This is a genomic window from Rhizobium sp. YTUHZ044, assembly GCF_051123975.1.
Classification (GTDB): Bacteria; Pseudomonadota; Alphaproteobacteria; order Rhizobiales; family Rhizobiaceae; genus Rhizobium.
This window is the reverse complement of sequence record NZ_CP101426.1, coordinates 3912362-3938875: the sequence shown is the minus strand read 5'-3', so window position 1 is coordinate 3938875 and position 26514 is coordinate 3912362. Positions and strand designations below refer to the sequence as shown.

Genomic DNA, 26514 nt, shown 5'->3' with positions numbered 1-26514 from the left:
TGATGGCTTTCCGCCGCAAGATGCGCCGATCCCGTTGATTTCCTGACCGGCGAGGCTGTTTCAGGCGCGCATATGTGCTAACGGCTTACCCTTCTTTTCATGGAGCAAGCCCTTATGCCTGTTGTGCGCGGAAAAAATATCGAGCCGCTCTTCACCGCCGAGCAGATCGCGGAGCGCAATCATGCCATGGCGCGGGAGATCGCTAACGGGCCGACCAAGGACCTGCTCGTCATTGCCGTGCTCAAGGGCTCCTTCATCTTCGCCGCCGACCTGATCCGCGCCCTGCACGACACCGGGCTTGCCCCCGAGGTCGAGTTCATCACGCTGTCGAGCTACGGCTCCGGCACGGTTTCGCAGGGCGTGCGCATCGTCAAGGATATCGACAGCGACGTGCATGGCCGAGACGTCCTCCTGATCGACGATATTCTCGAGTCCGGCCGGACGCTGCTCTTTGCCAAGGAACTGCTCTTCGAACGTGGCGCGCGCAACGTGACGATCGCCGTGCTGCTCGACAAGCGGGTCAAGCGCAAGGAAAAGCTGGAGGCCGATTATGTCGGCTTCGAATGTCCCGATTACTTCGTCGTCGGCTACGGTATGGACGTTGCCTACGCGTTTCGCGAACTGCCCTTCGTCGGCGTGGTGACCGGCGACGCCTGAGGAATGCAGGCGTCGCTCCCTTGCCGCGTGAAGACGGGTTGTTAACCATCTCGTCCATCGCTTCACCATCTTTACCGATCGAAAAGGAAAGTCTGGTGATTTCCGTCGCGGGGCTGAAGACGGAGCAATGCACATATGGCAAGAATTCTGATTACGGAAGACGAGGACTCCCTGCGGTCTTTCGTAGCCCGGGCCTTGCGGCTCGACGGTCACGAGACCGATGAGGCGGCCGACGGCGCCGAGGGGCTGGAGAAGCTGAAGGACGGGGTCTACGATCTGCTGCTGTCGGACATCCGCATGCCCGTGATGGACGGAATCGAACTCGCCCATCAGGCGAAAGACGCCTTCCCCGCTTTGAAGATCCTGCTGATGACCGGCTATGCCGAGCAGCGCGAGCGCGCCGACGACCTCGCAGAAAAAATCATCGACGTCGTCGCCAAGCCATTTGCGCTTCCCGATATTCGCAAGGCTGTCGCCCGGGCACTCGTCGCTTAACCTGATATTGATGACGCAAGAGCGGTTCAGCTTTTTCTGAAGCGCAGAACCGCTCTATTCTTTTGGACTTAAGCAATTCCCGGCAAAAGCGCTTCGCGCTTTGCCTGGGAAAACCGCTTTGTACTTTTCCTGGAATTGCTCTCGCCTACTGGATATCCAGGAGCCGTTCGAGATATCGCCGTTCCATCTCTTGCGGCGGATTGTTGCCGAGCTTCTCGCGAATCGCATCGAGGATTTCCCGCGCGCGCTGGACGTCGATCTCATCCGGCACCTTCACACCGTCGTCGCCGAGATAGCCGTTGCTCATGCGCGGTCGTCCCAGTGGATCGCGGCCGTTCTGATCGCCTTGGCCGACTTGGCCATTCGGGCCCTGTCCCTGCTGGCCCCGTTGCGCCTGCATCATCTGGTTCATCATGTCGCGGGCCCCCTGGCGAAGGGCTTCAAGCGCGCGGCCCTGGTTCTCGACGGCCGTGTCGCCGCGGCCCTGGCCGAGTTCGCGGCCGGCGCCCTCCATCTCGCGTTGAGCCTGGCCGAAGCCGGGACCGGGCTTCATGCCCATTTCGCCGAGTTTTTTCTGCAATTCGCCGAGCTGCTTGCCGAGGCCATCCTGCCGGGCGCGCAACTGTTTCAGCGCTTCCCTGAGCTGCTCGGCCGTCATCTGGTCGGAAGGTCGCTGGCCCTGACCTTGCTGGCGCTGGTCTTGCTGCCCTTGCTGCTGATCCTGCGGCTCGCCATTCTCTCCCGGCATCATCTCGTCGAGCAGCGGATCGTTTTCGCCCATATCGGATTCGCCACGCTGCATGCGGTCCTTGAGCTGCTGATCGAGGCGGAAGGTTTCTTCCATCAGCTTCTGCTGATCGCGCAGGATCTCGCCGAGCTTATCGATCTGCTTGCGGGCTTCGCTGTTTTCCTGACCCTGCTGGCCCCGCTGCGGCCGGCCGGCCTGCAGGTTGTTCATCATGCGCTGCAATTCCGACAGCATCTGCTGCGCCGCGTCGCGATTGCCGGAGCGGGCGAGATTTTCGATCTGGTCCATCATCCGTTCCAGATCCTGCTGGCGCAGGATGTTCTGCGCATTCTGGTTCGGCTGCATCGTCGGGGCGTTCTGCATGCGCTGGGCAAGCTCGCTCAGGTAATCCTGCATCGCCTTGCGCAGCTCGTCCATCAGCTTCCTGATCTCTTCGTCGGGGGCGTTGCGGTTCAACGCATCGGCAAGCTTCTGCTGGGCGTCGCGCAGCTTGCGTTCGGCAAGCGAAAGATCGCCGTCCTCCATGCCGAGCGCAATCTCCCAGAGATATTGGGCCGTATCCTTCAGCGCCTCCTCGCCTTTTGCCAGCTTCATGCGGGCCAAGGCCGATTGCAGCAGCAGGTAGTTGGTAAGCTTGGGGATGGTCTCCTCGGGACGGATGGTCAGCGCCTGGTTCAGCGCGATCGCCTGCGGCATCTTACGGGTATCGAGCGCGAAAACCTGCCGTTCCTCGGCGACGGCTGCGGCAAGCGGCTCGCTGAAAGGCCGCGAGGGCAGCGTCATCTCATAGGGCGGGCTGCGGCCGGTCTGGCCGGCGGCATCCTTGGCGACGAGGGTAATGCGCACCGGCTTGCCGGCAAGCGGATGTTCGGTCAGATTCCGGCTGGTCACGCCCTTGGCGTCGCGGGCGTTGCGGCGGGGAATATCCAGCCGGTACTCCGGCAGCGGATAGAGCGGCGTCGCCGTCGGATCGGCCTCGACGGGAATAATCTCCGCATGGGCCTCCTGGACGCCGTAGTCATCCTTGACGGTGAAGCCGATTTCCAGCGCGCCATTGACGCTGACCTTCGGCATGCCATCAAAGGCGATTTCGGGTGCCTTGTCAGGCAGCACGTCGAAGCTCCAGCGGCGACCATTGACCTCGAGCGCGCCGTTTTCCTCAAGCTTCATCACATGCGTCTGCGCGACGAGGGCATTGTTGGCAGGCGCGCCGGCCGTCGGCTGCTCGCCGGCAGGTGCAGGCACCTGCGGCGGCTTTGCGTCGGCCTGCAGGGCGATATCCCGCGCCTCGCCGTTCGCCTTGCGGAACACGACCTTTTCAGCCGTCTTTCCGCCGCTGACACGCACGGTGAGACCGGAAAACTGCGGAATGCCGATCGGTCCCTGTTCGCTGCCGTCCGCGGTCAAGTAAATCGGCGCGCGGCCGGTATAGGAGGGCGGCGTCACCCAGGCGTCGATGCGCACCGCCGGATCGACCGCCACCTGCTCAGGCGCTGACTGCAATGCGTCGCCGATCGAGCCGCCGTTGAGCGACAGTGAATAGCCAAAAGCGGTGAAGAGCAGCAGAGCAGGGATGGCGCGCAGGGCGAAGCGGTCATGTGCGGCGATATCAGGCCGCGGCATGCCGGCATCGAGTGCTGCGATCTTTTCGGCCATGCGGACCTGGTGCTCACGCCAAAGTGCCCGCGAAAAGGGCGTGTCGTAGGCCGGTTCGTCTTCCTGGACGGCAACTGGCTGGTGCGGCAGGCCGTTGCGCTCTTCCAGCATGCGATCGGCTTCAGCGGTTTTCGGCCAGCGCAGTTGGCGGAAGGGGACAAGCGAGACGAGGAACGCCGCGGCAAAGGCGATCAGCAGCAGGATGCGCAGCCAGTCCGGCACGTTGCGGAAGATGCCGAACCAAGAGGCTGAGAAATAGAGCGCGACGATGCAGAGGACCGGCATCAGCAGCGGCAGCAACTGCTCGAAGAAGAGCACGGTGCGCGCCAGCAGGCGTTTCGTCGTTACCAGCCGGGCAAGCGAGGGCCGGAGCACAAATGCACCCTTGTTCCGCCTCGAGGGGCTTGTCATCGGGCCGGTCTCCGCGCTCTGGCGTTCTGGTACAGAGGGCGCTTCCGGCGATTGCGGGGCAATACGCTCATGAATGAAAGGATAACACTCTTTGTGGCGAAGGCGAGGGCGAACGGGCAGGAATACCGCCTTTTCACGTTTATTCGCCGAAAAGTGATGGTGCTGCTAAAGCGCGTCGCGATCTTTCAGATTCGCTTCTTGCGCTTTAACTCTTTGTTTTACGCATGTCGCTATCGCAAAACCGCTTCACACTTCTGCGCGACATGCTCTAGTCGAGCCAGGCCGGAACGGAATCCAGGCTGATCAGCTCAGCATAGGTCCTGCGCGGGCGAATCACATGAAAATCGCTGCCCTTGACCAGAACCTCGGGCACCAGCAGACGGCTATTATAGGTGCCGGCCTGCACCGCGCCATAGGCGCCGGCAGTGCTGACGGCCATCAGGTCGCCGGGCTTCGGCATCGCCATTTCGCGGTCGAGCGCCAGATAATCGCCCGTCTCGCAAACGGGGCCGACCACGTCGGCGCGGATGCGCGGCGCGTTCGCTGCCGAAATCGTTACCGGACGGATCTCGTGATAGGCCTCGTAGAGTGTCGGGCGGATGAGATCGTTCATCGCACCGTCGACGATGACGAAGGTCTTCTCGCCGCCGTCCTTCACGTACAGAACTTCGGTCACGAGGATGCCGGCATTCCCGACGATCAGCCGACCGGGTTCGGTGACGATCTTGCAGTTCAGGCCGCGCAGCTGGTTCTTGACGATCGCCGCATAGGCATCGGGCAGCGGCGGCGGATTGTTGTCATCCTTGTAGGGAACGCCAAGGCCGCCGCCGATGTCGACATGATGGATGGAGTGGCCGTCGGCACGCAGCGTCGCGACGAGATCGCGCAGCAGCTTGAAGGCGTCGTCGAAGGGCTGCAGCTCGGTGATCTGGCTGCCGATATGCATGTCGATGCCGGTGACTTCGATGCCGGGCAGCTTGGCGGCATGGGCATAGATGGCGCGGGCGCGATCCCAGGAGATACCGAACTTGTTTTCCTTCTTGCCGGTCGAGATCTTCGCATGGGTCTTGGCATCGACATCAGGATTGATGCGGAAGGAGACCGGCGCCTTCTTGCCGACGTTGACAGCGCGCTGGTTGAGAATCTCGAGCTCAGGTTCGGATTCGACGTTGAAGCAGTAGATGCCGGCCTCGAGGGCGAAATCCATCTCCTGCGGCGTCTTGCCGACGCCCGAAAACATGATGCGGCTGGCCGGAATGCCGGCAGCAAGCGCACGGCGCAGTTCGCCTTCCGAGACGACGTCGATGCCGGCACCGAGGCGTCCCAGGGTCTTCAGCACGGCTTGGTTCGAGTTCGCCTTCATCGCGTAGCAAACCATGGAGTCGACATCGGCGAAGGCTTCCGAGAAAACGCGATAGTGGCGCTCCAGCGTTGCTGTGGAATAAACGTAGAATGGCGTGCCGACCGCCCTGGCGATCTCGGGAACGGGGACGTTCTCGGCGTAAAGGATGCCGTCGCGGTAATCGAAATGGTTCACGGGGTGCGCGCCTTAAAGGAGGGGGTCAAGAAGGAAGGGCTTATCAACGGTGCCGGGCTGTTTCGTCGGCTTGGAAACGTCGCCTTCCTTCGTCGCCGCAGCACTCGGCGGATCGAGATCACCCTTGCGTCCGCATCCGGCAACGGCAAGGCCGATGACGGCGAGCACCGCCGTCAGGCGGATGAGGTGCGGCAAGCTCTTCTGCATGGATATCCTCTTGTGCGGCGTATGGCTGATATCGTTCATTTCGAACGACGGGATCTTCATAGCGAAGTTTGTCCGCCTTGTGCACCCTGATTGTTGGACGGCATTCCCGCGCTTGCAGCAAGGGGGAGGCGGCTTTCAGCCTCCCCCTATCTCTCAATTGCGGGCGCGCCAGAAGGCAATCTGCTTGCGTACCTCGGAGGGCGCCGTGCCACCGAAGCTCTTGCGGCTGGCGACCGAGGCTTCCACCGTCAACACGTCGTAGACCTTGTCGGTGATCGCGGAATGGATCGCCTGCAGATCGGAGAGCGGCAGCTCGGCAAGATCGCAGCCCTCGCTTTCGGCGAGCGCCACGGCGCGACCGGTGACGTGATGGGCGTCACGGAAGGGCAGGCCCGCTTCGCGCACCAGCCAGTCGGCAAGATCGGTCGCCGTCGAAAAGCCGGAGCCGGCCGCCGCCTTCATGCGCGCTGTATTGACGGCCATGTCGCGCACCATGCCGGTCATGGCGGCGATTGCCAACTCCAGGCTCTCGGCCGCGTCGAAGACCTGCTCCTTGTCTTCCTGCATGTCCTTGGAATAGGCGAGCGGCAGGCCCTTCATGATCGTCAGCAGCGCGATCAGCGAGCCATTGATGCGGCCGGTCTTGGCGCGCACCAGTTCGGCCGCATCGGGGTTCTTCTTCTGCGGCATGATCGAGGAGCCGGTCGAGAAAGCGTCGGACAGGCGCACAAAGCCGAATTGCGGGGTCGACCAGATGACGATCTCTTCGGCGAGGCGCGACAGATGCATGCCCGTAATCGCGGCGATCGACAGGAATTCGATGGCGAAGTCGCGGTCGGAGACGGTGTCGATGGAGTTGCGGGTCGGCTCGCGGAAACCAAGCGCCTTGGCCGTCATGTGGCGATCGATCGGATAGCCGGTGCCGGCAAGGGCGGCCGCACCAATCGGGCTTTCGTCCAGGTGCTCGATGGCGTGGCGCACGCGCGAGCGGTCACGGCCGAACATTTCGACATAGGCCATGCAGTGATGGCCGAAGGTGACGGGCTGGGCGGTCTGCAGATGGGTAAAGCCCGGCATGACGCTTTCGGCATGTTCCTCGGCGCGGTCGAGGAAGGCGGCGATCAAGCCGGTGAGCATCTTCTCGGTCTTCTCGAGTTCTTCCTTCACCCAGAGGCGGAAGTCGAGCGCCACCTGGTCGTTGCGCGAGCGGGCGGTGTGCAGCCGGCCGGCCGCCGGCCCGATCAGCGTCGCCAGGCGCGCCTCGATATTCATGTGGATGTCTTCGAGCCGGCGCGAGAATTCGAAATTGCCGCTTTCGATTTCTGACAGGATCGTGTTTAGCCCGTGAACGATCTTGTCCCTATCGTCTGATGAAATGATCCCCTGATGGGCGAGCATCGTCGCATGGGCGACGGAACCGCGGATATCCTGCGCGAATAGCTTCTTGTCGAAACCGATCGAGGCATTTATCTCCTCCATGATCGCGTCCGGGCCGGAGGCGAAGCGCCCACCCCACATCTGGTTGGAGGATTTGGTGTCCGTATTTTTCTCGGCCATAAGATGCCCGTCCTGGAGAATGAAATGACGACGAAAAAACCATTCGGCCTGCCGTCCGGAAAACTGATCGCAATCGCCGCCGTCGCAGGTGTCGTTGCAGGTGCGGCAGCGGTATACGTGAAGGAGACGGGCATTGGCAATGGCATCGCCAGCAGCGCTTCAGCCGAATGCGCGCTGGCAAAGGAGCGCGCCGCCAATCTGGCGCCGCTCATGAAGGGGCAGGTCGCCGCCATGGTTGCCGCCAACGAGCCGCGCAAGCTGACCGCGGTTTCCTTCAACGAACCGGACGGTAAACCGCTGACGCTCGATCATTTCGCCGGCAGGACCGTTCTTCTCAATCTCTGGGCCACGTGGTGTGTGCCCTGTCGCGAGGAGATGCCGGCGCTGAACGCTCTGGAAAAGGAGATGGGCAGCGACAAGTTCCAGGTCGTGCCCGTCAATATCGACACTGGCAATGATGAAAAGCCGAAGAGTTTCCTTGCCGAGACCGGTGTCGATGCGCTGCAGCTTTACCGAGACAATACGATCGGCGTCTTCAACAGCTTGAAGAAGGAAGGTCTCGCTTTCGGCCTGCCGGTGACGCTGCTGCTCGACGACAAAGGCTGCCTGATCTCCGCCATGAACGGGCCTGCCGCCTGGGATAGTGAAGATGCAAAGGCGCTGATCAAGGCTGTGATCGGGTCGTGAGGATATTGCTCAGGAGTCTCCATCTCCTCTTATGAGGAAGACGCCCGCGAGTCCGATCAGGACGCAGCATTGCAGCAGGAACATGGGTGTTTCGGTCGACATGGCATTCCTCCCGTTCTCGGCAAGGAAAGCATTTCGCGGGCGTGCGGTCCACTCGCCCTTTCTGATGATGTCTGCTTATCGCGTCGGGACGGGCACTTCGCCACGATAATCATAGAAGCCGCGGCCGGATTTGCGTCCGAGCCAGCCGGCTTCGACATATTTCACCAGCAGCGGGCAGGGGCGATACTTCGAGTCCGCCAGGCCGTCATGCAGCACCTGCATGATCGACAGGCAGGTGTCGAGGCCGATGAAATCGGCAAGCTGCAGCGGCCCCATCGGATGGTTGGCGCCGAGCTTCATCGCCGTATCGATGGCGTCGACGGTGCCGACACCTTCGTAGAGCGTATAGATCGCCTCGTTGATCATCGGCAGCAGGATGCGGTTGACGATGAAGGCCGGGAAGTCCTCGGCGACGGTGACGGTCTTCTCCAGCGAGCCGACGAACTCCTTGGCGGCGGTGAAGGTCTTCTCATCGGTCGCAATGCCGCGCACCAGCTCGACCAGCTTCATGACAGGCACCGGGTTCATGAAATGTATGCCCATGAAGCGCTCGGCGCGGTCGGTGGCGGCAGCAAGCCGGGTGATGGAAAGCGAAGAGGTGTTGGTGGCCAGCAGCGCTTCCGGCTTCATCACCGGACAAACCTGGCTATAGATCTTGCGCTTGACGCTTTCGTCCTCGGTGGCCGCCTCGATGACGAGATCGGACGGGGCGAGATCGTTGACATCGGCGGAGCCTGATATGCGCGACAAGGTCGCCTTGCGTTCCTCGTCGGTCATCTTGCCGTTCGTCACCAGGCGGGCGAGATTGCCGTTGATGGTGGCGAGGCCGGATTCGATGCGGTCCTGTGAGAGATCGTAGATGTGGACCCGGTAACCTGCGGCGGCCGAAACATGCGCGATGCCGCAGCCCATCTGGCCGGCACCAATGATACCAATATTCTTCAACACCGCACTCATCTCCAAACCCCCGCTCGGCATTCGCCCCCGCGCTGCCGCATTATTAGCAATACTGCCGGACGAAGGATCGTCCGGCAGTATGTAGTAGACCGATAAAAGACAATTTTCCAGTCATTCGCAAGTGCGAAAGAAAGGCATTTGCCTCGCTCAGAGCGCCTTTTGCAATTCCGGCAGTGCTTCAAAGAGATCGGCGACGAGGCCATAGTCGGCGACCTGGAAGATCGGCGCCTCCTCGTCCTTGTTGATGGCGACGATCACCTTACTATCCTTCATGCCGGCGAGATGCTGGATGGCGCCGGAGATGCCGCAGGCGATATAGAGATCGGGCGCCACCACCTTGCCGGTCTGACCGACCTGCCAGTCGTTCGGGGCATAACCGGCATCGACGGCGGCACGGGATGCGCCGACGGCGGCGCCGAGCTTGTCGGCCACCGGCAGGATGACTTGCCTGAACTTCTCGGACGAACCGAGCGCCCGACCGCCGGAGATGATGACCTTGGCCGAGGTCAGTTCCGGCCGTTCCGAGGCCGACAGCGCATCGGAGACGAAACGCGACAGCCCCGGATCGGAGACCGCCGGGATCGCCTCGACAGAGGCAGAGCCGCCTTCAGCCGCGGAAGCAAACGAGGCGGTGCGCACGGTGATCACCTTCCTGGCATCGCTTGATTGCACCGTCTGGATGGCGTTGCCGGCATAGATCGGCCGCTTGAAGGTGTCGGCGGAAACGACCTCGATGATCTCCGAGACCTGGGCGACATCGATGAGGGCGGCCACCCGCGGCAGCACCGTCTTGCCGACCGAAGTGGCGGCCGAGACGATCGTGTCGTAGGAGCCGGCGAGCGAGACGATCAGGTCGGCCAGCGATTCGGCGAGATTGTTGGCAAGCGCGTCGCTTTCGGCGAGCAGCACCTTGGAGACGCCGGAAAGTTTTGCCGCCTGATCGGCCGCAGCCCTGGCAGCCTTGCCGGCAACCAGCACATGCACGTCGGAGCCGATCTGGCTTGCCGCCGTCAGCGCCTTGGCGGTCTGGTCGGAAAGGTGATTGCCGTCATGGTCGGCCAGAAGAAGAATGGTCATGATAGTTGCTCCTGTTCCAGCCCGATTACAGCACGCCGGCTTCGTTCTTCAGCTTGTCGACGAGTTCGGCGACCGACTTGACCTTGACGCCGGCCTTGCGGCCGGACGGCTCCTCGGTCTTCAGCACCTTCAGCCGCGGCGTCGTGTCGACGCCGAAATCGGCAGGGCTCTTCTTGTCGAGCGGCTTCTTCTTCGCCTTCATGATGTTCGGCAGCGAGGCATAACGCGGCTCGTTCAGTCTGAGATCGGTGGTGATGACCGCCGGCAGCTTGATCTCGATCGTCTGCAGGCCGCCATCGACCTCGCGGGTGACCTGCGCCTTGCCGTCCCCAATCTCGATCTTCGAGGCGAAGGTTGCCTGGGCTGAGCCCAGCAGCGCCGCCAGCATCTGGCCGGTCTGGTTCGAATCGTCGTCGATCGCCTGCTTGCCGACGATGACAAGCCCCGGCTGCTCGGCATCAGCCACCGCTTTCAGGATCTTGGCGACGGCGAGCGGCTCGACCTGATCGTCGGTCTCGACCAGGATCGCCCGGTCGGCGCCCATGGCGAGCGCCGTCCGCAGCGTCTCCTCGGCCTTGGCGGGGCCGATCGACACCACCACCACTTCTTCCGCCTTGCCGGCCTCCTTCAGCCGCAGCGCCTCTTCCACCGAGATCTCGTCGAACGGGTTCATCGACATCTTCACATTGGCAAGCTCGACACCCGTGCCATCCGGCTTGACGCGGATCTTCACGTTGTAGTCGACAACCCGCTTGACGGGCACGAGAATCTTCATGGGGTCCTTCCTTCAGGGAAAACTGGCTTCAGAGACTTTTCTAGAAAATGCGCGCTCAGGCGCTGCTCCGATTGTCGAATGGCGACATGGATACGCGTTTTTCCTCCAATTTCAACGCTCGCATGACGCAGGCAGGCGATTTGACGGGCAATATATGGACGTTTACGTTCACGTCAATATCGCTATGAGCGCCGACCCCAGGGGAAGCGCTGCCCTATCCCGCCCCCCGTTCCGGCGGCGGTGCTCGGAACGGCGCCGGGACTGTTTCTCACGGCCCGAGGTGTGACGATCTCCCGGTCGAAGAGCGGCACGCCGGACCGGCGCAAGACGAGGATTAAAATACCTCCGGCAATGATGCCGCCGACATGCGCGCCCCAGGAAACATCGCTTTCGGGTGTGATCGCCAGCATGACGAACTGCTGCCCGATCCACAAAAGCAGCGGCACGAAAGCCGGCAGGGGCAACGGCACACGGAAGAAGACCAGCACCCAAACCCTGACGCGCGGATGCAGCATGACATAGGCGGCAACCACGCCGGAGATCGCTCCCGATGCGCCGACCAGCGGCGCTTGCGACGTCATGCTGAACAGGCCGTGGCAGAGCGCGCCGGCGGCTGCGCAGGCGAGGTAGAACATCAGGAAGCGCAGATGCCCCATCGCATCCTCGACATTGTCGCCGAAGACCCATAGGAAGATCATGTTACCGGCGAGATGCCAGAAGCCGGCGTGGACGAAGGCATAGGTGAGATAAGTCAGCGGTTCCGGCACGATTTCGAGCCCCGGCGCCAGCACCGCATCGCCGAAGACGATGGCCGGGATGTAACCGAGCCCGACTGTTGTCGCCTGGGCTGCCTGCTCGCTCTCCAGGCTGGTGAATAGCCAGATTGCGACATTCAGCGCGATCAGCGAGAGGGTCACCCACTGGACCTTGATATATTTCAGCGTATTGGCGTCGTGAAGTGGTATGAACATAAAGGCCCCCCGGCGATCGTCGTCGCGGCGAACCTATCTGTTTTTTCCGGGAACCCAAAGCACATCTGCTTGGCCCCGGTCATTTGCATGGCGCGCAGCGACGAAGAGGAAATCCGAGAGCCGGTTGACGTATTTCCTCGCCGACTCGCTGACGATTTCGCCGTCGGTGTGGGCAAGCGCCACCATCAGACGTTCGGCGCGCCGGGCAATCGTACGGGCAAGGTGCAGATATGCGGCAGCGGGGCTGCCGCCCGGCAGGATGAAGGATTTCAGCGGCTCGAGACCGGCGTTCAACTGATCGATATCGCTCTCGACGCGGGCGACCTGAGTCTCGATGATCCGCAGTGGTTCGTAGGCCGGCGTCTCACCGATATCCGGTGTGGCGAGATCCGCGCCGAGATCGAAGAGATCGTTCTGGATCGACATCAGCATGGCGTCGAGTTCGGGCAAGCCTGATGTGTGCAGCCGCGCCAGGCCGATCGCGGAATTGGCCTCGTCGATCGTGCCATAGGCTTCGACCCGCAGATCGTCCTTTGTCCGACGCGGGCCGGACACCAACCCGGTCGTGCCGTCATCGCCGGTTTTGGTGTAGATCTTGTTGAGTTTTACCATGTCGCACCGCCTAGCGGGAGGATTGTCGTTCCACCCCGACCTCCGTCATGCTCGGGCTTGACCCGAGCATCCAGATCGCATCGATCAGAGGCCGTGGCATAGATCCTCGGCTCAATGCCGAGGATGACGGAGAATGGAGTTGGCCCTTTCGCCAAACTTGATGCTGCGTGAAGAGACACCCCATCCGGGATCACGTCTCCTTGGTCATTCCCACTCCTCATCACACCAACCACTCCATAGTTTCCGTCAGCTCGGACGGCCGCCGCCGGTCAGCCAGAGCGTGATCATAATCAGGACGACGGCGATTGCCTGCAGCAGGACGCGAAGCTGCATCAGCTTGTTGGAAAGGTTGGCATCACCGCCCTTCATCATGTTGAAGAGGCCGCGGATCAGCACGAGGGCGACGATGCCCATGACGATGATCGCAAGGATATAGGTGGCCGTGGACATGGTATTCAGCTTTCTCGGTCAATCGGTCCAGCGCATCAGATTGTAGAAGAGGTCTGCCGGAAGCAGTCGCTTCAGGAGCATGCCCTGTTTAGCCGGAGTCGTTACAGGATAATGTGGCTTTGGTCTTTTCGAGTTCAATGCTTGTTTCAATACGGAGTAGACCGCGTCGGGGCCAAGTTTGTGGCGGTTGACCGGCCCCGATCCGTCGAGCCTCGCCAACTGTCTGGCATAATCTGCTGCGTGCGGCGAATTCTCGAGATCGATGTTTTCCCTGATCTTTGCGAGCGCGTTGGCGGTGAAACGCGTGGCGATCGGCCCAGGCTCGATCAGACTCACATGGATGCCGCTGCCGTAAAGCTCCATACGCAGGGTGATGCTGAGCCCCTCGAGCGCAAATTTCGAGGCGGTATAGGCACCGCGATAGCGATAGGGGACCAGGCCGAGAATGGAGGAGCATTGCACGATCCGTCCGTGACCATGTTTGCGCATCGAGGGGATGAGCTGCCGCGTCAATTCGTGCCAGCCGAAGAAGTTCGCTTCGAACTGTGCGCGCAGCGCCGCCGTCGACAGATCCTCGACGGCGCCAGGCTGGCCGTAGGCACCATTGTTGAAGAGCGCGTCGATGCGGCCGCCGCTGCGGCCGAGGGCCGCGCCGACGAAGTCGGAAATCGTCTCGGCCCTGGCATAATCCATCACGAAGGCCTCGATGCCGTCGGCTTCCAGTGCCGGCAGATCATCCGCCTTGCGCACCGTCGCAAAGACACGCCAGCCATCGGCCTTCAGCGCCCGGGCGCAGTAAGCGCCGATGCCGGAGGAACAGCCGGTGACGACGATTGTGCGCTGTTCCGCCATGGAATGATTCCTGTACAAAATGAGACTCGTTTCCCATATTCGGCCAGAGGATACAATCTGGAAGCCGGGGACGGAATGCGGAAGGTGCTGCGCACGATCTACGACGTGGTCTACGACGCGATCTGTCACATGGTCGAGGATGACGGATTTGCAATGGCGAGCCACGTGGCGCTGTCGAGCCTGCTTGCGGTTTTTCCCTTCCTGATCTTCGGCACGGCGCTTGCAAGCTTCCTCGGCGCCGATCAGTTTTCCTCCACCGCCATCCATCTGATCTTCGACACCTGGCCGGAAGCGATCGCCAAGCCGCTCGCCGACCAGGTGCTGCAGGTCCTGACCATTCAGCGCGGCGGGCTGCTGACGGTCTCGGTGCTGGCGGCTGCCTATTTCGCCTCGAACGGCGTCGAAGCGCTGCGCATCTCGCTCAACCGTGCCTATCGGGTGCAGGAAACGCGGCCGTGGTATTTCACCCGCCTCGCCAGCCTCGGCTATGTGCTGATTGCCGTCATCATCTTCGCGGCGATCAGCATTCTGCTGGTGGCCGTGCCATTGGCTCTCGACTATGCCAGGAAATGGCTTCCGCTGTTTGCCGATACGCTCGACATCGTCTTCAGCTGGCGCATCTACGGCACGCTTGTCGTGCTCACCGTCGGGCTGCTCGTCATGCATCTGTGGCTGCCGGCCGGTAAGCGGCGGGTGTTCGACGTCATTCCCGGCGTGCTGCTGACGCTGCTTCTGTGGCTCGCCGGCGCGCTGGTCTTTGCCTATTATCTTGCGACCTTCGCCAATTATACGGCGACCTATGCCGGTCTCGCCTCGGTGATGATCGTGCTGATCTTCCTCTACATGGTCGGCGTCATCTTCATCATCGGCGCAGAGATCAACGCGGCGCTGATCAAGTTCCGCGTCTTCCGGATGTTCTCGCACACGCTTTCGATCGTCGGCAGAGAGCGTGCCGAACGGCGGTCAGAGCCCGACAAGGCGGCGAATATCGGCCCCTGACATGCCCTGGGCACGCAATTCGGCAAGGCCGCTGTCACCTTCGCTTTTCGAAAGCTTGCGGCCATCGGCGTCGAGGATGAGACGATGATGGTGATAGAGAGGCTGGGGCAGGCCGAGCAGCACCTGCAGCAGCCGGTGGACCGACGTGGCGTGGAAGAGGTCGAGCCCACGCACGACATGGGTGACGCCCTGCAGCGCATCGTCGACGACCACCGAAAGATGATAGCTCGAGGGTGCATCCGAGCGAGACAGGATGACGTCTCCCCAGACCTCGGGTTCGGCGGCGATCTCGCCCGTCCTGCCGTCGCCGGTTTCGGTCCAGAACAGCAGTTCGCCGATCAGGTCGAGCGCCTTGCGCATATCGAGCCGCCAGGCATGTTTTTTCCCGGAGGCAAGAATATCCCGCCATTCGGCCTCGAGCCGCTCGCGATCAATCGGCGGGTAATGTGGCGTGCCATCGGGGTCGCGCGGCCAGGATTGGCCCGTTGCCTCGTAGGCGGAGACACGTGCCTTCACCTCGCCGCGCGTCAGGAAGGCGGGGTAGACCAGGCCGCGCTCGATCAATGCGTGGAGCGCCGCCTGATATTCCGGGAAATGTTCCGACTGCCGCCGCACCGGGCTTTCCCAATCGATAGCAAGCCAGTCGAGGTCCCTCAGGATGCCGGCCTCAAATTCGGGGGTGCAGCGCGCCTGGTCGATATCCTCGATGCGCAGCAGCAGGCGGCCATTTTCGGCTTCGGCCATGTCGCGGTTCAAAAAGGCCGACAGCGCATGGCCGAGATGCAGCGGTCCGTTCGGACTCGGCGCAAAACGAAAGACAGGCTTTTGACGCTCGCTCGTGGTCATGCTTTCTTCTGCCACGGATTTTGGTTTCGAACCACTGGGAGGACGCGTGCAGATCATCCGTAACGACGATGACGTCAGGCTGGGGCTCGAAGCATTGCTGCGCCTCGACCCTCGCCTTGCACCAATCGCGGCGGATGCAGGGCCTGTCCCATTGCGGTTGCGTGAACCCGGCTTTGCCGGCCTTGCCCATATCATCGTCTCGCAAATGGTCTCGCGCGCCAGCGCCGAGGCGATCTGGCGGCGGATGCTGCCGGCGGACGGGCCGTTGACGGCCGAAGGCTACGTGCTGCTTGCGCCGGAAGCATGGCGGGAATTCGGCCTGTCGCGCGCCAAGGCCGACACGCTGTCGCGGATTGCTGAAGCGGTTGTCTCCGACCGCCTCGATCTTTCCGGCCTCTGCCTGAAACCGCCGGACGAAGCGCTTGGTGAACTCACCGCCTTAAAGGGCGTCGGTCCGTGGACGGCGGAGGTCTATCTGATGTTCTGCGGCGGCCATGCCGATGTCTTTCCAGCCGGCGATGTGGCGCTGCAGAATGCCGTCGGTACCGCGCTTGGACTTGCGGCGCGGCCGCAAGCCAAGGCGCTTGCCAGGCTCTCGCAAGTCTGGTCGCCATGGCGCTCGGTGGCGGCGCGGCTTTTCTGGGCCTATTACGCCACGAAAATGCGGCGCGACATGCTGCCGATCGGCTGATCGGCAACACTCTTCAAATTGCCTTTATCCTCTGAATTTATTGGACTTCACAATCCTGTAACAACCGGCCTAATATACAGATGCAGATGCCGAATCGATCAGGAGAGTCCCTTGACGATTGCAGTCTCCCCGCAGGCCCTGCCGGCGCTCGTCCTGAACGCTGACTACCGGCCGCTGAGTTATTATCCCTTGTCGCTCTGGTCCTGGCAGGACGCGATCAAGGCGGTCTTTCTCGACCGTGTGAACATCATCGCGGAATATGAACATTCGGTTTCCTCACCGAGCTTTTCGATGCGGCTTCCGAGTGTCGTGTCCCTGAAGACTTACGTTCAGCCATCGCGCAATCCGGCTTTCACCCGGTTCAACGTCTTCCTGCGCGACCGGTTCGAGTGCCAGTATTGCGGCTCTCATGACGATCTGACGTTCGACCACGTCATCCCGCGTGCCCATGGCGGCGAGACGACCTGGGAGAATGTCGTGGCAGCCTGCTCGCCCTGCAATCTGCGCAAGGGCAGCAAGCTTCCGAAGCAGGCGGGCATGTTCCCGGCGCAAAAGCCCTACCAGCCGACGGTGCAGGATCTGCACAATAACGGCCGGCTGTTTCCGCCCAACTATCTGCATGAAAGCTGGCTCGACTATCTCTACTGGGATACCGAACTGCAGCCCTGATAGGCTCGCCTCACGCAGATTTGCGGACGCCGACGAAGGCGAAAGCTGCCAGCAGAATACCGGCGATCACGTTCCAACCTGCAAAAGACAGGCCAAGCACCCGCAGCGCTGCATCGGTGCAGGATGGACCTTTGATCGTATTGAGCTCGGTCAGCAGATCGCCGGCATTGCTCGTCATGCTGTTTGCGGTCGTCGAGCAGGTCGCCGGCCCCGGCCAGAAATGCCATTCCACGCCGGCGTGATAGACGCCCATGCCGGCCGTCACCAGCATCAGGATGCCGGCCGCAAGCAGCATTGCCCGGGAAATCCAGTTCGGCAGACCGGCAAGCTCGCATATGGCGGCGAGAATGGCGATCGGGATGGCATAATAATAGGGCTGGCGCTGCAAGAGGCAGAGTGCGCAGGGAATATAGCCGCCGATATATTGGAAGCCGAGCGCGGCGCCGACCACCGCCGCCATGCCGATAGCGAGCAATATCGAATAGGTAAAGCCGGGGCGGACGAGCGGCGAAGAGATGGCAGTCATGGCGGAACTCCGCAAGATGGGCCTAGTGAGCGAAAGAGCGGTAGCCGACATATAGCACGATCACGGCCCCGGCACCGATGCCGACGATCTGGCCGAGGCGCTTTTCGATGAAATGCCGGATCGGCTCGCCGTAGCGGCGCAGCAGCCAGGCGAGGAACAGGAAACGCGCGCCGCGCGCAACGATCGCCGAAACGATGAAAAGACCGAGATTGACGTGGATGACGCCGGACAGGATGGTCACGATCTTGATCGGCGGCAGATGTGCGAGACCTGATGTGACGAGCAGCAACAGGATCCACTCGTAGGTGACATAGGCCTTCATCTGCTCAAAGGCATCGAGCTTGCCGTAGAATGCGAGAACCGGCCGCGCCACCGTCTCGTAGGCGTAAAAGCCGAGCGCCCAACCGGCGATGCCGCCGAGCACGGAGGCGACGGTCGCGATCAGCGCATAGCGATAGGAGCGTTCCGGCTTGGCAAGCGCCATCGGCAGAAACAGCACATCGGCGGGGACGAGAAAGACGGAGCTTTCGACGAAGGCGATGACGGCGAGCCAGACTTCGGCCGATTTGCGCGAGGCCAGAGACATGGTCCAGTCGTAAAGTCTGCGAAGCATTCCATTCCTTTCCTATTGCGGTGCAAAAAGCTTTAGGGGTCGTATGCGGCGCTGTAAATGCTCGCCCGTGTCCTTCGTGCCACCGTCGTCTAAAAATTTTGTGATGCGGAGGCGTCGCCGCCTCTCCCAAGATTTCATGGGATTGCGAATCGGCCATTCTAGGGCAAGGTTTACGTGGTCGACGTGCAGGGTGGCATGAGAATGTTCAAAGTGATTGAAGGCGGCCTTGGGCGGGCCGTGCAGATGAATGACCGGGCCGAAGCGGGTTCGGGACCGAGCCGGGAAGATGTGCGCCGGGAAGCGAACCGGCGGCTCAAGGAAAGTGGTTATCACCCGTCCCGCATTCGGGAATTTGCCACCGGCGTGCCGATGCTGGCCTCCCTGAGATACCTGTCGATGCAGATCGATTTCGCGGCCGAGACCTTGTCGCGGCTCGACCCGATCCCGGACGATTTCCGCTCTGACGGCTATTGGCCGGCGGGCTGAGACGATCGCCGCGTCAGGATAGATCCATCGACTTTTCCCATTGCTGACGCAGGACGTTCATTTCGGTGCGTTTTTGCGCCATTTCGCTGACGACGGCGCGCAAGTTGGGATGATGCGACATGAACATATTGAAATCGCGCCGCTCGAGCACCTCGAACTGACAGAAGTCGACGGCGATGACGTCTGCCGTGCGCCTTCCGCCGCTCAGCAACGCCATTTCCCCGAAGAAGGCGCCCGGTTCCAGGCGGATCGCACCGCTGGCGAGACGTACTTCGACCGCGCCTGAGGAGATGAAATACATGCTGTCGCCGCGATCGCCGCGACGGATGACGCGTTCGCCTGGTGGAGCCGACTTCGCCTTGAAGAGCAGCAGCAGCTCTTCCTGCGCATCTTCCCCGACCTGAGAGAACAGCGGAAAGGTTTCGATCAGCTGCTGCATCTTCAACTGATGCTGGCGTTCTCGTTCCTCGCCGAGCGCCCTGATTTTTTCCAGTTCTTTGCCGAGCGTCTTCTGCCTCTTTCTGCCGAAATTTTCGAAGAGCGAGGGCCATTGCGCATGGATATGTTTCTTCAGGCCCTCGGTTGCGATGATCACGATCGGGTTGAGTGTGATCGACAGGATCGCTGCGGCAAGGATCAGATCCTGGCCTTCATGCGGCAGAAGCCCGAGCGAGACGCCGAGGCCGGCAAGGATGAAGGAAAATTCGCCGATCTGGGCAAGGCCGCCGGCCAAGGTCAGCCCCATGCCGATCGGATATCGCAGCAGCATGACGATGGCGAAGGTGATGACGGCCTTGCCGAGAATGACGAGCGCCAGGGCGCCGATCACGGCCAACGGTTGGCGAACCAGGATCGAGGGGTCGAAGAGCATGCCGACCGAGACGAAGAACAGCACGGAGAAGGCGTTCTGCAAGGGCAGTGAATCGGCCGCTGCTCTGTGGCTGAGCTGGGATTCGCTCATGACGACGCCGGCGAAAAAGGCGCCGAGTGCAAAGGAGACACCGAAAATCGCCGCCGAGCCGAAAGCGATGCCGAGCGCGATTGCCAGCACCGTCAGCGTGAAGAGTTCGCGCGAGCCGGTGCGGGCGATCATCGTCAGCAGCCAGGGCACGATACGGGGGCCGAGGAAGATTGCCATCGCGGCGAAAGCCAGCACCTTGAACAAGGTCAGTCCGATCGTCAACACCAGCGGCAGCTCACCGAGGCCGTGATTCGTATCAACGGCGTGGCCGCCGAGAAGCTCTGCCAGCGCCGGCAGCAGCACCAGCGCCAGCACCATCACCAGATCCTCGACAATCAGCCAGCCGACGGCCACGCGCCCGCTCGGCGCATTGACGAGATTGCGCTCCTCCAGCGCCTTCAGGAGTACGACCGTACTCGCTACCGAGAGGCTGAGCCCGAACACGACGCCGGCGCCGAGGCTCCAGCCCCAGAGCGTGCAGAGGCCGATACCCAGCAGAGTGGCCAGAATAATTCGGCCGATCGCGCCCGGCACAGCGATCCCGCGTACGGCAAGCAGGTCGGAAGCGGAAAAATGCAGGCCGACGCCGAACATCAGCAGGATGACACCCATTTCGGCAAGCTGGCCGGCAAGGGCGGTATCGGCGACGAAACCTGGTGTGAGTGGCCCGATCAGGATGCCGGCCATCAGATAGCCAACGAGCGGCGGCAGTCGCAGCCGGTCGGCGCCATAACCGAGGACCGCCGCGAAAACAAAACTGACGGCGACCGTCGCGATGAGTCCCACTTCCTGATGCACGTCTGCCCTCGCCTGATGGTAACGGCGCCACCTTGGACGAAGCGCAAGCAAAATTAAATAGTTGATTTGCGTTTTGCGGCTGCTCTCGGAAGCGTCGGCTTGGTCACGAACAATAAATTCCGCGTCCACTCCAGAATGACAGGTTTGCCGCCTATGTCGGAACCACTTCCCTTTTGCTTCGTTGGCCCTTTAGACAAGGAGAAACGACATGCGAAAGATCATTCTGAACTGTGCCGTGACGGCCCTTGCCGCCTGCTCGTTTGCAGCGCCTGTTCTCGCCGACAGCGTCTATGTCAGGGAGCGTTCGTATGACGATGACTATCGTTACGAGCGGGAGCGGCCCGGCATCACCATCAGTGAGCGCGGCGTCACTCTCGGCGCTGTGCGCGAACGTGAGCACCGCCGCTACCGACATGATGGCTGCGAAACCAGGAGCGTCACCCGTCAGACCGATGAAGGCGAAGTAACCCGGACGGTTAGGCGCTGCTATTGACGAAGATTCGCGACAAAGACGAAGCCCGGCTCCCGCAAGCCGGGTTTTCGCGTTTCGAATGGCACGCACGCGCAATGCGGTGGTGGAAGTGATCAGGCGGTGTTATGAGCACCCTTTCGTTCGAAGCGCATTTTCGGCGCACAGAACCCCGCACAGGAATTTTTCAGTATGATTGAGCTTACCCCATCCCAGATCGTCGCACTTAAACTCGCCAAGGCCGGAGATCTCTATCCTCAGCCAGCAATTAAATGGACGCATCAGAACGCGACGGTGACCTACGCAAAGACCGACCGCTGGAAAGAGCGGCCGCAGAAGGTGAAATCGGTCACGGCTAAGACGCTGGGCGAGTTGAGAGAGCCGGGCTTCCTCGAGCGGCGGCATCTCGACGATGACGCATCAAAAGATGTCTACGGCATCACGATGGCCGGCAAGATGTGGCTGCTGAAGAACAAGTAGTTTCGGGCAGATGTGAATTCGTTCCGTGCTTCCGCGTCAGCTTGATGATGCGGAGGCGTGACACGATTGTATTCGGGATAATGGTGCCGCTAAGCGGAGCATAATCGAACCAGTCCGCCTTCGTTCCTGACGGAACTGCGGCGCGGCTGCATCCGCCTCAATGCTCTCTTCGGCTCGCCGACCGAAGCTCACAGAGCGGAGGCTGGTGCCCCATGCCGGGGTCGAACCAGCACTTCTTTCGAAACTCGATTTTGAGTCGAGCGCGTCTACCAATTCCGCCAATGGGGCAACGGATACGGACGGGCGGCTGTCTAACATGCGAGCGCCCGCGCGCGCAAGACGGGCCGGCGAAGTTATCGCAATGAAGCGTTGGAAGATCCGGCCTGGTCTCGAGGCCGGATCCTGTTTCATATCAGTGGGCGGCGGCAGGGGCCGGGTTGGTCAGGCCGGACTTCTTCAGTGTGATCGCCAGGATCGAAGCCAAGAGGCAGAAGGCGCCGGCGACGAAGAAGGCGGGCAGGTAGCTCGACAGCTCCGTGCGCGACAGGCCGGCGCCATAGGCGGCGGTGGCGGCGCCCAGCTGATGGCCGGCAAAGACCCAGCCGAAGACGAGGCCGGCCTTTTCGCGGCCGAAGCGGTCGGCGGCAATCTTGACGGTCGGCGGCACGGTGGCAATCCAGTCGAGACCGTAGAAGATCGCGAAGATCGAGAGGCCATAGAAGCTGAAATCGCTGAAGGGCAGGTAGAGCAGCGAGAGACCGCGTAGGCCGTAATACCAGAACAGCAGCCAACGATTATCGAAGCGGTCGGAGAGCCAGCCGGAGCCGATGGTGCCGAAGAAATCGAAGATGCCCATGACGGCAAGCACGCTGGCGGCTGCCACCGGCACGATGCCGAAATCGCCGCAGAGGGTGACGAAATGGGTCTGGATCAGGCCGTTGGTGCTGAGGCCGCAGATGAAGAAGGTCGCAAACAGGATCCAGAAGGTCGAGGTCGTCGATATTTCGCGGAGCGTGGTGATCGGCGTCATCAGCGCAGCGCCGAGCGTCGTGCGGGCCGGCGCTGGCGCGACATGGGCTTCTCCCAGCGACGGCAGGTTCACGTCCGACGGGCGGTCACGCATGAAGAGAAGGACGAGAAGCGCGGCAACCATGATCATGGCGCAGACGAAGAACACGGTGGCACGCCAGCCGTAGCGTTCGGTGAGTTCCGCCATCAGCGGCAGGAAGACGAGCTGGCCGGTTGCCGAACTCGCCGAGAGCATGCCGACGACAAGGCCGCGGTGCTTGACGAACCAGCGCGTCGAAACCGTTGCCGCCAGCACCATGGCCGTCAGGCCGGTGCCGAAGCCGACGACGATGCCCCACAGCGCCAGCAGATGCCAAAGCCTGGTCATGAACAGCGAACCGATGAAGCCTGCGCCAATCAGCGCCAGTGCAAAGACGATGACCTTTCGCACGCCGAAATAATTCATGAAGGCGGCGGCGAACGGACCCATGAAACCGAAAAGGATCAAGCGAATCGCAAGAGCGGAGGAAATCTGCGACGTTTCCCAGCCGAACTCATCCTGGAGCGGCTTGATGAGGACGCCGGGGGCGCCCATGGCGCCTGCCGTCACCAGCATGGTCAGGAAGGTCGCGGCAACGACGACCCAACCGTAGTGAATGTTGCGCCGCGCAAGGGAAGAGGCAAGAACTGCTGAAACCATGAGGGGATTCCATTCGAATTCAGGTGGAGAAGATACAGAGCCGATTTACATGATGATCATCATATTTCTTGCTTATTGATGATGGACATCATATATTTTGTCAAGCGACGATTTCTGGAGATGAAGATGCGGGTCAGCCGCGAAAAATTTGCCGAGAACCGCGAGAAGATACTCAGTGTTGCCGGCGTGCTCTTTCGCGAGAACGGTTTCGACGGCGTCGGTGTCGTCGATATCATGAAGGCGGCGGGGCTGACGCATGGCGGCTTCTACGGCCACTTCAGTTCGAAGGACGAGTTGGCGCTTGAGGTCAGCCGCAAGCTGATCGACAAGGTCGAGAGGCGCTGGAAGGAACATATTGCCGAGTCTCCCGACCGGCCGCTGCAGGCACTTCTCGACCATTATATTCACTGGCGCACGGTTGACGATCCGGGCGGCAGCTGTGTTTTCGCGACCTTGATTCAGGAGGTGAGCCGCAGCCACGGCGCGATGCGCGCCGTCTTCAGCGACGGGCTATCCGTATTGGTCGACACACTTGCCGATATCGTTCCCGGAAAGACCGAGGACGAGCGCCGCGCCAATGCAGCGACGACGCTCTCATCGATGATGGGGGCCGTTATTCTTGCCCGCGCCGTCGAGGACAGGGCGCTTGCCGAGCAGTTTCTGGTGACGATGCGTCGGCAGCTCGATCCCGCCGGCGGTTACTTGAAGCCGGCGACGGCGCGCGGGACATAGGGGGCTTCCAGGGCCGCGATTTCCTCGGCGGTGAGTTTGACCGAGAGCGAGGCAACGGCATCGTTCAGGTGGTTCGGTTTGGATGCGCCGATGATCGGCGCGGTCACCACGCTCTTCTGAAGGATCCAGGCGGTGGCGACCTGGGCGCGGGAGATGCTGCGGGCTCTGGCGATTTCGGCGACGGCATCGACGATCTTGCGGTCGGCATCGATGGACTGCGTGTAGAGCGTCTTGCCGAATTCGTCGGTTTCGCTACGCGCCGTCGTCTCGTCCCAGTCGCGGGTCAGACGGCCGCGGGCCAGCGGGCTCCAGGGAATGACGGCGATCTTCTGGTCTGCGCAGAAGGGCAGCATTTCGCGCTCTTCCTCGCGGTAGAGCAGGTTCAGGTGGTCCTGCATGCTGACGAACTCGGTCCAGCCGTTCAGCCGGGAGACGTAGAGCGCCTTGGTGAATTGCCAGGCATACATGGATGAGGCGCCGATATAACGTGCCTTGCCCGATTTGACGACGTCATGCAGCGCTTCCAGCGTTTCCTCGATCGGCGTCGTATAGTCGAAACGATGGATCTGGTAGAGATCGACATAGTCGGTGCCGAGGCGCCGCAGGCTATTGTCGATCTCGTCGAAGATCGCTTTGCGCGACAGACCGGCACCGTTCGGGCCCGGCCGCATGCGGTTGAACACCTTGGTCGCAAGCACGATGTCTTCGCGCTTGGCAAAGTCTTTGATGGCACGGCCGACGATCTCCTCCGAAGAGCCGTTGGAATAGGTGTTGGCGGTGTCGAGGAAATTGATTCCGAGGTCGATCGCCTGCTTGATTATCGTCCGGCTTTCCTCTTCCCGCAGGCTCCAGGCATGATTGCCGCGGCCGGGATCACCGAAGGTCATGCAGCCGAGGCAGACTTTCGAGACTTCGAGCCCGGTCTTTCCGAATTTGACGTATTCCATGAAACGCTCCAAGACTTGAGATAACCCCGCGCGGCGTTTCATGATCTAGTGCGCAACTGCGAAAGTCGCAGGGGCTGAATGAACAATCTGCGGACTACGCATACAATGGTGTGTGATCGGCTCGTTTTTCTCTGCAGCTTGCGTATCCGCGCCGCACGGTGTTAGCTGCCGCAGCATTCACCGGAACTCGACTATGCGACTGCCGTCCCTTGATCGTTATGACGATCTCTGCCGTGATTTTTCCTGGCGGATTCCGGAGGATTTCAATATCGGCCGCGCCGTCAGCGACGAATGGGCGGTGCGAGATCCGGGACGCGTCTGTCTGGAGCATTTCAGCCCGGACGGAGACGATCTTTCGCTGACCTATGGTGAACTTTCCGCGGCATCTTCGATGTTCGCCAATGCGCTGGCATCGCTCGGCATCAAGCGTGGCGATCGCGTCGCTCTGCTGGTGCCCCAGTCCTTCGAGACCGTGATTGCGCACGTCGCAATCTATAAGATGGGCGCGATCGCCCTGCCGCTGGCGCTGCTGTTCGGCGTCGAGGCGCTTGAATATCGGCTCAGAATCTCAGGCGCGGCGGCAATTATCACCAATGATTTCGGCCTTGATCGGGTCCGGCAAATCCGCGATCGCCTGCCGGAACTGCGACATGTGATCAGTGTCAGCGGCGCTCGCGACGCCCTCTCCTTTGCCGATCTGACCGCCTCGCATGCGCCGGTCTTCGAGGGAGAGAAGACAACGCCCGACGATCCGGCGCTGATGATCTTCACCTCGGGCACGACAGGGCCGCCCAAGGGCGCATTGCATGGCCACCGTGTTCTGCCCGGGCATATTCCCGGCATGCAGTTCGCCCATGAAGGGTTTCCCAAGGCGGGCGACAAGGTCTGGACCCCGTCCGACTGGGCCTGGGCCGGCGGTCTTCTCAACGCGTTGCTGCCGAGCCTTCTGCTCGGCGTTCCCGTCGTCTCGTCGCCGGCGCAGAAATTCGATGCCAACACGGCCTATCGGATCATGGCGGAGATGAAGGTGCGCAATGCCTTCATCCCGCCGACGGCGCTGCGGCTGATGCGGTCGGTTTCCGATCCGCGGTCGAAATATGATCTGGTGTTGCGCACCATCGGCTCGGCGGGAGAAGCGCTCGGCCGCGAGACCTATGACTGGGCGCGGCGCACGCTCGACATCACCGTCAACGAATTCTACGGCCAGACGGAATGCAATTTCGTGCTGTCGTCGAGTGCTGCCTTTGGCGTCACCAAGGCGGGCGCCATCGGACGCGCGGTGCCCGGCCATCGCGTCGCGATCGTCAGCGAGGCCGGTGACGAACTGCCGGCGGGCGAATCCGGTCAGATCGCCATCGCGAGTCCCGATCCCGTGATGTTCCTCGGCTATTGGAACGATGCGGCGGCGACCGCGCGAAAATTTCTTCACGGCTGGCTGCTTACCGGTGACATCGGCCGGCAGGACGAAGACGGCTACGTCACCTTTGAAGGCCGTGACGACGACGTCATCACCTCGTCCGGGTATCGCATCGGCCCGGCCGAGATCGAGGATTGCCTGATCGGCCATCCCGCCGTGCAGCTTGCCGCGGCCGTCGGCAAACCCGATGCGGTGCGCACCGAGATCGTCAAGGCCTACATCGTGCTATCACCCGGTCATTCGCCGAGCGAGTCGCTGGCCGCCGAAATCAGGGAATGGGTGAAGATGCGGCTTTCGATGCACGAATATCCGCGCGAGGTGGAATTCGTCGAGTCATTGCCGCTGACGACAACCGGCAAGGTCATCCGCCGGCTGCTGCGAGAGAAAGCTGCGGCTGAGGGCTGAGCGCCGCCCGGAGATG

The 26514-nt window shown here is 61.7% G+C and carries 28 protein-coding genes and 1 tRNA gene; 11 read left to right on the top strand and 18 right to left on the bottom strand.

Going from position 1 to position 26514, the window contains the following annotated elements:
• Positions 1-114: 114 nt before the first annotated feature.
• On the top strand, positions 115-657 hold the full coding sequence (gene hpt / locus NL154_RS19295; protein ID WP_004671390.1) for a hypoxanthine phosphoribosyltransferase: 543 nt from the start codon (positions 115-117) through the stop codon (positions 655-657).
• A gap of 135 nt (positions 658-792) precedes the next feature.
• A complete protein-coding gene (locus NL154_RS19290) occupies positions 793-1152 on the top strand; it encodes a response regulator (RefSeq protein ID WP_010028815.1) in 360 nt (119 codons plus the stop codon).
• A gap of 145 nt (positions 1153-1297) precedes the next feature.
• Here the strand turns inward: NL154_RS19290 and NL154_RS19285 are convergent, their stop codons facing one another.
• The 4 genes from NL154_RS19285 to argH all read right to left on the bottom strand — a co-directional run bounded on the left by NL154_RS19285 (position 1298) and on the right by argH (position 7268).
• Positions 1298-3967, bottom strand: a complete 2670-nt coding sequence (locus tag NL154_RS19285; protein ID WP_434733209.1) for a TIGR02302 family protein — start codon at positions 3965-3967, stop codon at positions 1298-1300.
• Positions 3968-4235: 268 nt separating this feature from the next.
• Entirely contained in the window at positions 4236-5504 is a 1269-nt protein-coding gene (lysA, locus tag NL154_RS19280) for a diaminopimelate decarboxylase (RefSeq protein ID WP_210632878.1), read from the bottom strand.
• 12 nt (positions 5505-5516) lie between these two features.
• Positions 5517-5711: an LPS translocon maturation chaperone LptM gene (lptM, locus tag NL154_RS19275; RefSeq protein WP_003582619.1), complete on the bottom strand. Its 195-nt coding sequence runs from the start codon at positions 5709-5711 to the stop codon at positions 5517-5519.
• A gap of 153 nt (positions 5712-5864) precedes the next feature.
• Positions 5865-7268 (bottom strand): argininosuccinate lyase, encoded by a 1404-nt coding sequence (gene argH, locus NL154_RS19270; protein WP_434733208.1) that lies wholly within the window; start codon positions 7266-7268, stop codon positions 5865-5867.
• Between the two features lie 24 nt (positions 7269-7292).
• On the opposite strand from argH, the gene tlpA reads away from it, so the two are divergent.
• Complete coding sequence (tlpA, locus tag NL154_RS19265; RefSeq protein ID WP_210632876.1) at positions 7293-7955, top strand: thiol:disulfide interchange protein TlpA; 663 nt, start codon at positions 7293-7295, stop codon at positions 7953-7955.
• Positions 7956-8132: 177 nt separating this feature from the next.
• Here the strand turns inward: tlpA and NL154_RS19260 are convergent, their stop codons facing one another.
• From NL154_RS19260 to NL154_RS19230, 7 genes are all read right to left on the bottom strand, one after another.
• Positions 8133-9014 carry a 3-hydroxybutyryl-CoA dehydrogenase gene (locus tag NL154_RS19260; RefSeq protein WP_011426994.1) on the bottom strand — a complete coding sequence of 294 codons (882 nt, stop codon included), beginning with the start codon at positions 9012-9014 and terminating at the stop codon, positions 8133-8135.
• 147 nt (positions 9015-9161) lie between these two features.
• Positions 9162-10091, bottom strand: a complete 930-nt coding sequence (locus NL154_RS19255; RefSeq protein ID WP_434733207.1) for an electron transfer flavoprotein subunit alpha/FixB family protein — start codon at positions 10089-10091, stop codon at positions 9162-9164.
• Between the two features lie 25 nt (positions 10092-10116).
• On the bottom strand, positions 10117-10866 hold the full coding sequence (locus NL154_RS19250) for an electron transfer flavoprotein subunit beta/FixA family protein (protein ID WP_430962038.1): 750 nt from the start codon (positions 10864-10866) through the stop codon (positions 10117-10119).
• A gap of 182 nt (positions 10867-11048) precedes the next feature.
• Positions 11049-11837 carry a rhomboid family intramembrane serine protease gene (locus tag NL154_RS19245; protein ID WP_434733206.1) on the bottom strand — a complete coding sequence of 263 codons (789 nt, stop codon included), beginning with the start codon at positions 11835-11837 and terminating at the stop codon, positions 11049-11051.
• Positions 11838-11870: 33 nt separating this feature from the next.
• Complete coding sequence (locus tag NL154_RS19240) at positions 11871-12449, bottom strand: cob(I)yrinic acid a,c-diamide adenosyltransferase (protein WP_210632872.1); 579 nt, start codon at positions 12447-12449, stop codon at positions 11871-11873.
• Positions 12450-12695: 246 nt separating this feature from the next.
• Positions 12696-12899 carry a twin transmembrane helix small protein gene (locus tag NL154_RS19235; protein WP_210632871.1) on the bottom strand — a complete coding sequence of 68 codons (204 nt, stop codon included), beginning with the start codon at positions 12897-12899 and terminating at the stop codon, positions 12696-12698.
• 18 nt (positions 12900-12917) lie between these two features.
• The gene (locus tag NL154_RS19230) at positions 12918-13751 is read right to left on the bottom strand and encodes an SDR family oxidoreductase (protein WP_221156582.1); all 834 of its coding nucleotides are present in this window, start codon (positions 13749-13751) and stop codon (positions 12918-12920) included.
• A gap of 75 nt (positions 13752-13826) precedes the next feature.
• Here NL154_RS19230 and NL154_RS19225 point away from each other — a divergent pair, with 75 nt between their 5' ends.
• Positions 13827-14750: a YihY/virulence factor BrkB family protein gene (locus NL154_RS19225; protein ID WP_210632869.1), complete on the top strand. Its 924-nt coding sequence runs from the start codon at positions 13827-13829 to the stop codon at positions 14748-14750.
• On the opposite strand, the gene gluQRS is transcribed toward NL154_RS19225, so the two are convergent.
• Positions 14715-15596 carry a tRNA glutamyl-Q(34) synthetase GluQRS gene (gene gluQRS / locus NL154_RS19220; RefSeq protein WP_210632868.1) on the bottom strand — a complete coding sequence of 294 codons (882 nt, stop codon included), beginning with the start codon at positions 15594-15596 and terminating at the stop codon, positions 14715-14717. The genes NL154_RS19225 and gluQRS overlap by 36 nt on opposite strands.
• Between gluQRS and NL154_RS19215 the strand changes: the two genes are divergently transcribed.
• Entirely contained in the window at positions 15595-16287 is a 693-nt protein-coding gene (locus tag NL154_RS19215; RefSeq protein WP_210632867.1) for a DNA-3-methyladenine glycosylase family protein, read from the top strand. The two genes, gluQRS and NL154_RS19215, sit on opposite strands and share 2 nt — an antisense overlap.
• Before the next feature lie 111 nt (positions 16288-16398).
• On the top strand, positions 16399-16956 hold the full coding sequence (locus tag NL154_RS19210; RefSeq protein ID WP_434733205.1) for an HNH endonuclease: 558 nt from the start codon (positions 16399-16401) through the stop codon (positions 16954-16956).
• A 10-nt stretch (positions 16957-16966) separates the two neighbouring features.
• Here the strand turns inward: NL154_RS19210 and NL154_RS19205 are convergent, their stop codons facing one another.
• Both NL154_RS19205 and NL154_RS19200 read right to left on the bottom strand, forming a co-directional pair.
• Complete coding sequence (locus tag NL154_RS19205) at positions 16967-17482, bottom strand: disulfide bond formation protein B (protein WP_210632866.1); 516 nt, start codon at positions 17480-17482, stop codon at positions 16967-16969.
• 22 nt (positions 17483-17504) lie between these two features.
• Positions 17505-18095 (bottom strand): YqaA family protein, encoded by a 591-nt coding sequence (locus NL154_RS19200; protein WP_210632865.1) that lies wholly within the window; start codon positions 18093-18095, stop codon positions 17505-17507.
• A 195-nt stretch (positions 18096-18290) separates the two neighbouring features.
• Between NL154_RS19200 and NL154_RS19195 the strand changes: the two genes are divergently transcribed.
• On the top strand, positions 18291-18581 hold the full coding sequence (locus NL154_RS19195; protein WP_210633038.1) for a hypothetical protein: 291 nt from the start codon (positions 18291-18293) through the stop codon (positions 18579-18581).
• Between the two features lie 13 nt (positions 18582-18594).
• On the opposite strand, the gene NL154_RS19190 is transcribed toward NL154_RS19195, so the two are convergent.
• On the bottom strand, positions 18595-20340 hold the full coding sequence (locus NL154_RS19190; RefSeq protein ID WP_430961990.1) for a cation:proton antiporter domain-containing protein: 1746 nt from the start codon (positions 20338-20340) through the stop codon (positions 18595-18597).
• Positions 20341-20548: 208 nt separating this feature from the next.
• Here NL154_RS19190 and NL154_RS19185 point away from each other — a divergent pair, with 208 nt between their 5' ends.
• The gene (locus NL154_RS19185; protein WP_210632863.1) at positions 20549-20833 is read left to right on the top strand and encodes a hypothetical protein; all 285 of its coding nucleotides are present in this window, start codon (positions 20549-20551) and stop codon (positions 20831-20833) included.
• Between the two features lie 168 nt (positions 20834-21001).
• The gene (locus tag NL154_RS19180; protein ID WP_434733204.1) at positions 21002-21289 is read left to right on the top strand and encodes a hypothetical protein; all 288 of its coding nucleotides are present in this window, start codon (positions 21002-21004) and stop codon (positions 21287-21289) included.
• 203 nt (positions 21290-21492) lie between these two features.
• Here NL154_RS19180 and NL154_RS19175 read toward each other — a convergent pair.
• Together NL154_RS19175 and NL154_RS19170 are read right to left on the bottom strand one after the other, a co-directional pair.
• Positions 21493-21577, bottom strand: a tRNA-Leu gene (locus NL154_RS19175).
• Between the two features lie 124 nt (positions 21578-21701).
• Positions 21702-22997, bottom strand: a complete 1296-nt coding sequence (locus tag NL154_RS19170) for an MFS transporter (RefSeq protein WP_210632861.1) — start codon at positions 22995-22997, stop codon at positions 21702-21704.
• 126 nt (positions 22998-23123) lie between these two features.
• Here NL154_RS19170 and NL154_RS19165 point away from each other — a divergent pair, with 126 nt between their 5' ends.
• On the top strand, positions 23124-23729 hold the full coding sequence (locus NL154_RS19165; protein ID WP_434733203.1) for a TetR/AcrR family transcriptional regulator: 606 nt from the start codon (positions 23124-23126) through the stop codon (positions 23727-23729).
• Here NL154_RS19165 and NL154_RS19160 read toward each other — a convergent pair.
• Positions 23696-24676: an aldo/keto reductase gene (locus NL154_RS19160; protein ID WP_434733202.1), complete on the bottom strand. Its 981-nt coding sequence runs from the start codon at positions 24674-24676 to the stop codon at positions 23696-23698. The genes NL154_RS19165 and NL154_RS19160 overlap by 34 nt on opposite strands.
• A 193-nt stretch (positions 24677-24869) precedes the next feature.
• Here NL154_RS19160 and NL154_RS19155 point away from each other — a divergent pair, with 193 nt between their 5' ends.
• On the top strand, positions 24870-26498 hold the full coding sequence (locus tag NL154_RS19155) for an AMP-binding protein (RefSeq protein WP_210632858.1): 1629 nt from the start codon (positions 24870-24872) through the stop codon (positions 26496-26498).
• The last annotated feature ends 16 nt before the right edge of the window (positions 26499-26514 follow it).

Excerpts from the sequence above, each read along its gene's own strand:
- hpt (WP_004671390.1), top strand. The coding sequence starts at position 115 with ATGCCTGTTGTGCGCGGAAAAAATATCGAGCCGCTCTTCACCGCCGAG.
- NL154_RS19290 (WP_010028815.1), top strand. The coding sequence starts at position 793 with ATGGCAAGAATTCTGATTACGGAAGACGAGGACTCCCTGCGGTCTTTC.
- NL154_RS19285 (WP_434733209.1), bottom strand. The coding sequence starts at position 3,967 with ATGACAAGCCCCTCGAGGCGGAACAAGGGTGCATTTGTGCTCCGGCCC.
- lptM (WP_003582619.1), bottom strand. The coding sequence starts at position 5,711 with ATGCAGAAGAGCTTGCCGCACCTCATCCGCCTGACGGCGGTGCTCGCC.
- argH (WP_434733208.1), bottom strand. The coding sequence starts at position 7,268 with ATGGCCGAGAAAAATACGGACACCAAATCCTCCAACCAGATGTGGGGT.
- tlpA (WP_210632876.1), top strand. The coding sequence starts at position 7,293 with ATGACGACGAAAAAACCATTCGGCCTGCCGTCCGGAAAACTGATCGCA.
- NL154_RS19260 (WP_011426994.1), bottom strand. The coding sequence starts at position 9,014 with ATGAGTGCGGTGTTGAAGAATATTGGTATCATTGGTGCCGGCCAGATG.
- NL154_RS19255 (WP_434733207.1), bottom strand. The coding sequence starts at position 10,091 with ATGACCATTCTTCTTCTGGCCGACCATGACGGCAATCACCTTTCCGAC.
- NL154_RS19250 (WP_430962038.1), bottom strand. The coding sequence starts at position 10,866 with ATGAAGATTCTCGTGCCCGTCAAGCGGGTTGTCGACTACAACGTGAAG.
- NL154_RS19245 (WP_434733206.1), bottom strand. The coding sequence starts at position 11,837 with ATGTTCATACCACTTCACGACGCCAATACGCTGAAATATATCAAGGTC.
- NL154_RS19240 (WP_210632872.1), bottom strand. The coding sequence starts at position 12,449 with ATGGTAAAACTCAACAAGATCTACACCAAAACCGGCGATGACGGCACG.
- NL154_RS19235 (WP_210632871.1), bottom strand. The coding sequence starts at position 12,899 with ATGTCCACGGCCACCTATATCCTTGCGATCATCGTCATGGGCATCGTC.
- NL154_RS19230 (WP_221156582.1), bottom strand. The coding sequence starts at position 13,751 with ATGGCGGAACAGCGCACAATCGTCGTCACCGGCTGTTCCTCCGGCATC.
- NL154_RS19225 (WP_210632869.1), top strand. The coding sequence starts at position 13,827 with ATGCGGAAGGTGCTGCGCACGATCTACGACGTGGTCTACGACGCGATC.
- NL154_RS19215 (WP_210632867.1), top strand. The coding sequence starts at position 15,595 with ATGCTTTCTTCTGCCACGGATTTTGGTTTCGAACCACTGGGAGGACGC.
- gluQRS (WP_210632868.1), bottom strand. The coding sequence starts at position 15,596 with ATGACCACGAGCGAGCGTCAAAAGCCTGTCTTTCGTTTTGCGCCGAGT.
- NL154_RS19205 (WP_210632866.1), bottom strand. The coding sequence starts at position 17,482 with ATGACTGCCATCTCTTCGCCGCTCGTCCGCCCCGGCTTTACCTATTCG.
- NL154_RS19200 (WP_210632865.1), bottom strand. The coding sequence starts at position 18,095 with ATGCTTCGCAGACTTTACGACTGGACCATGTCTCTGGCCTCGCGCAAA.
- NL154_RS19195 (WP_210633038.1), top strand. The coding sequence starts at position 18,291 with ATGAGAATGTTCAAAGTGATTGAAGGCGGCCTTGGGCGGGCCGTGCAG.
- NL154_RS19185 (WP_210632863.1), top strand. The coding sequence starts at position 20,549 with ATGCGAAAGATCATTCTGAACTGTGCCGTGACGGCCCTTGCCGCCTGC.
- NL154_RS19180 (WP_434733204.1), top strand. The coding sequence starts at position 21,002 with ATGATTGAGCTTACCCCATCCCAGATCGTCGCACTTAAACTCGCCAAG.
- NL154_RS19170 (WP_210632861.1), bottom strand. The coding sequence starts at position 22,997 with ATGGTTTCAGCAGTTCTTGCCTCTTCCCTTGCGCGGCGCAACATTCAC.
- NL154_RS19165 (WP_434733203.1), top strand. The coding sequence starts at position 23,124 with ATGCGGGTCAGCCGCGAAAAATTTGCCGAGAACCGCGAGAAGATACTC.
- NL154_RS19160 (WP_434733202.1), bottom strand. The coding sequence starts at position 24,676 with ATGGAATACGTCAAATTCGGAAAGACCGGGCTCGAAGTCTCGAAAGTC.
- NL154_RS19155 (WP_210632858.1), top strand. The coding sequence starts at position 24,870 with ATGCGACTGCCGTCCCTTGATCGTTATGACGATCTCTGCCGTGATTTT.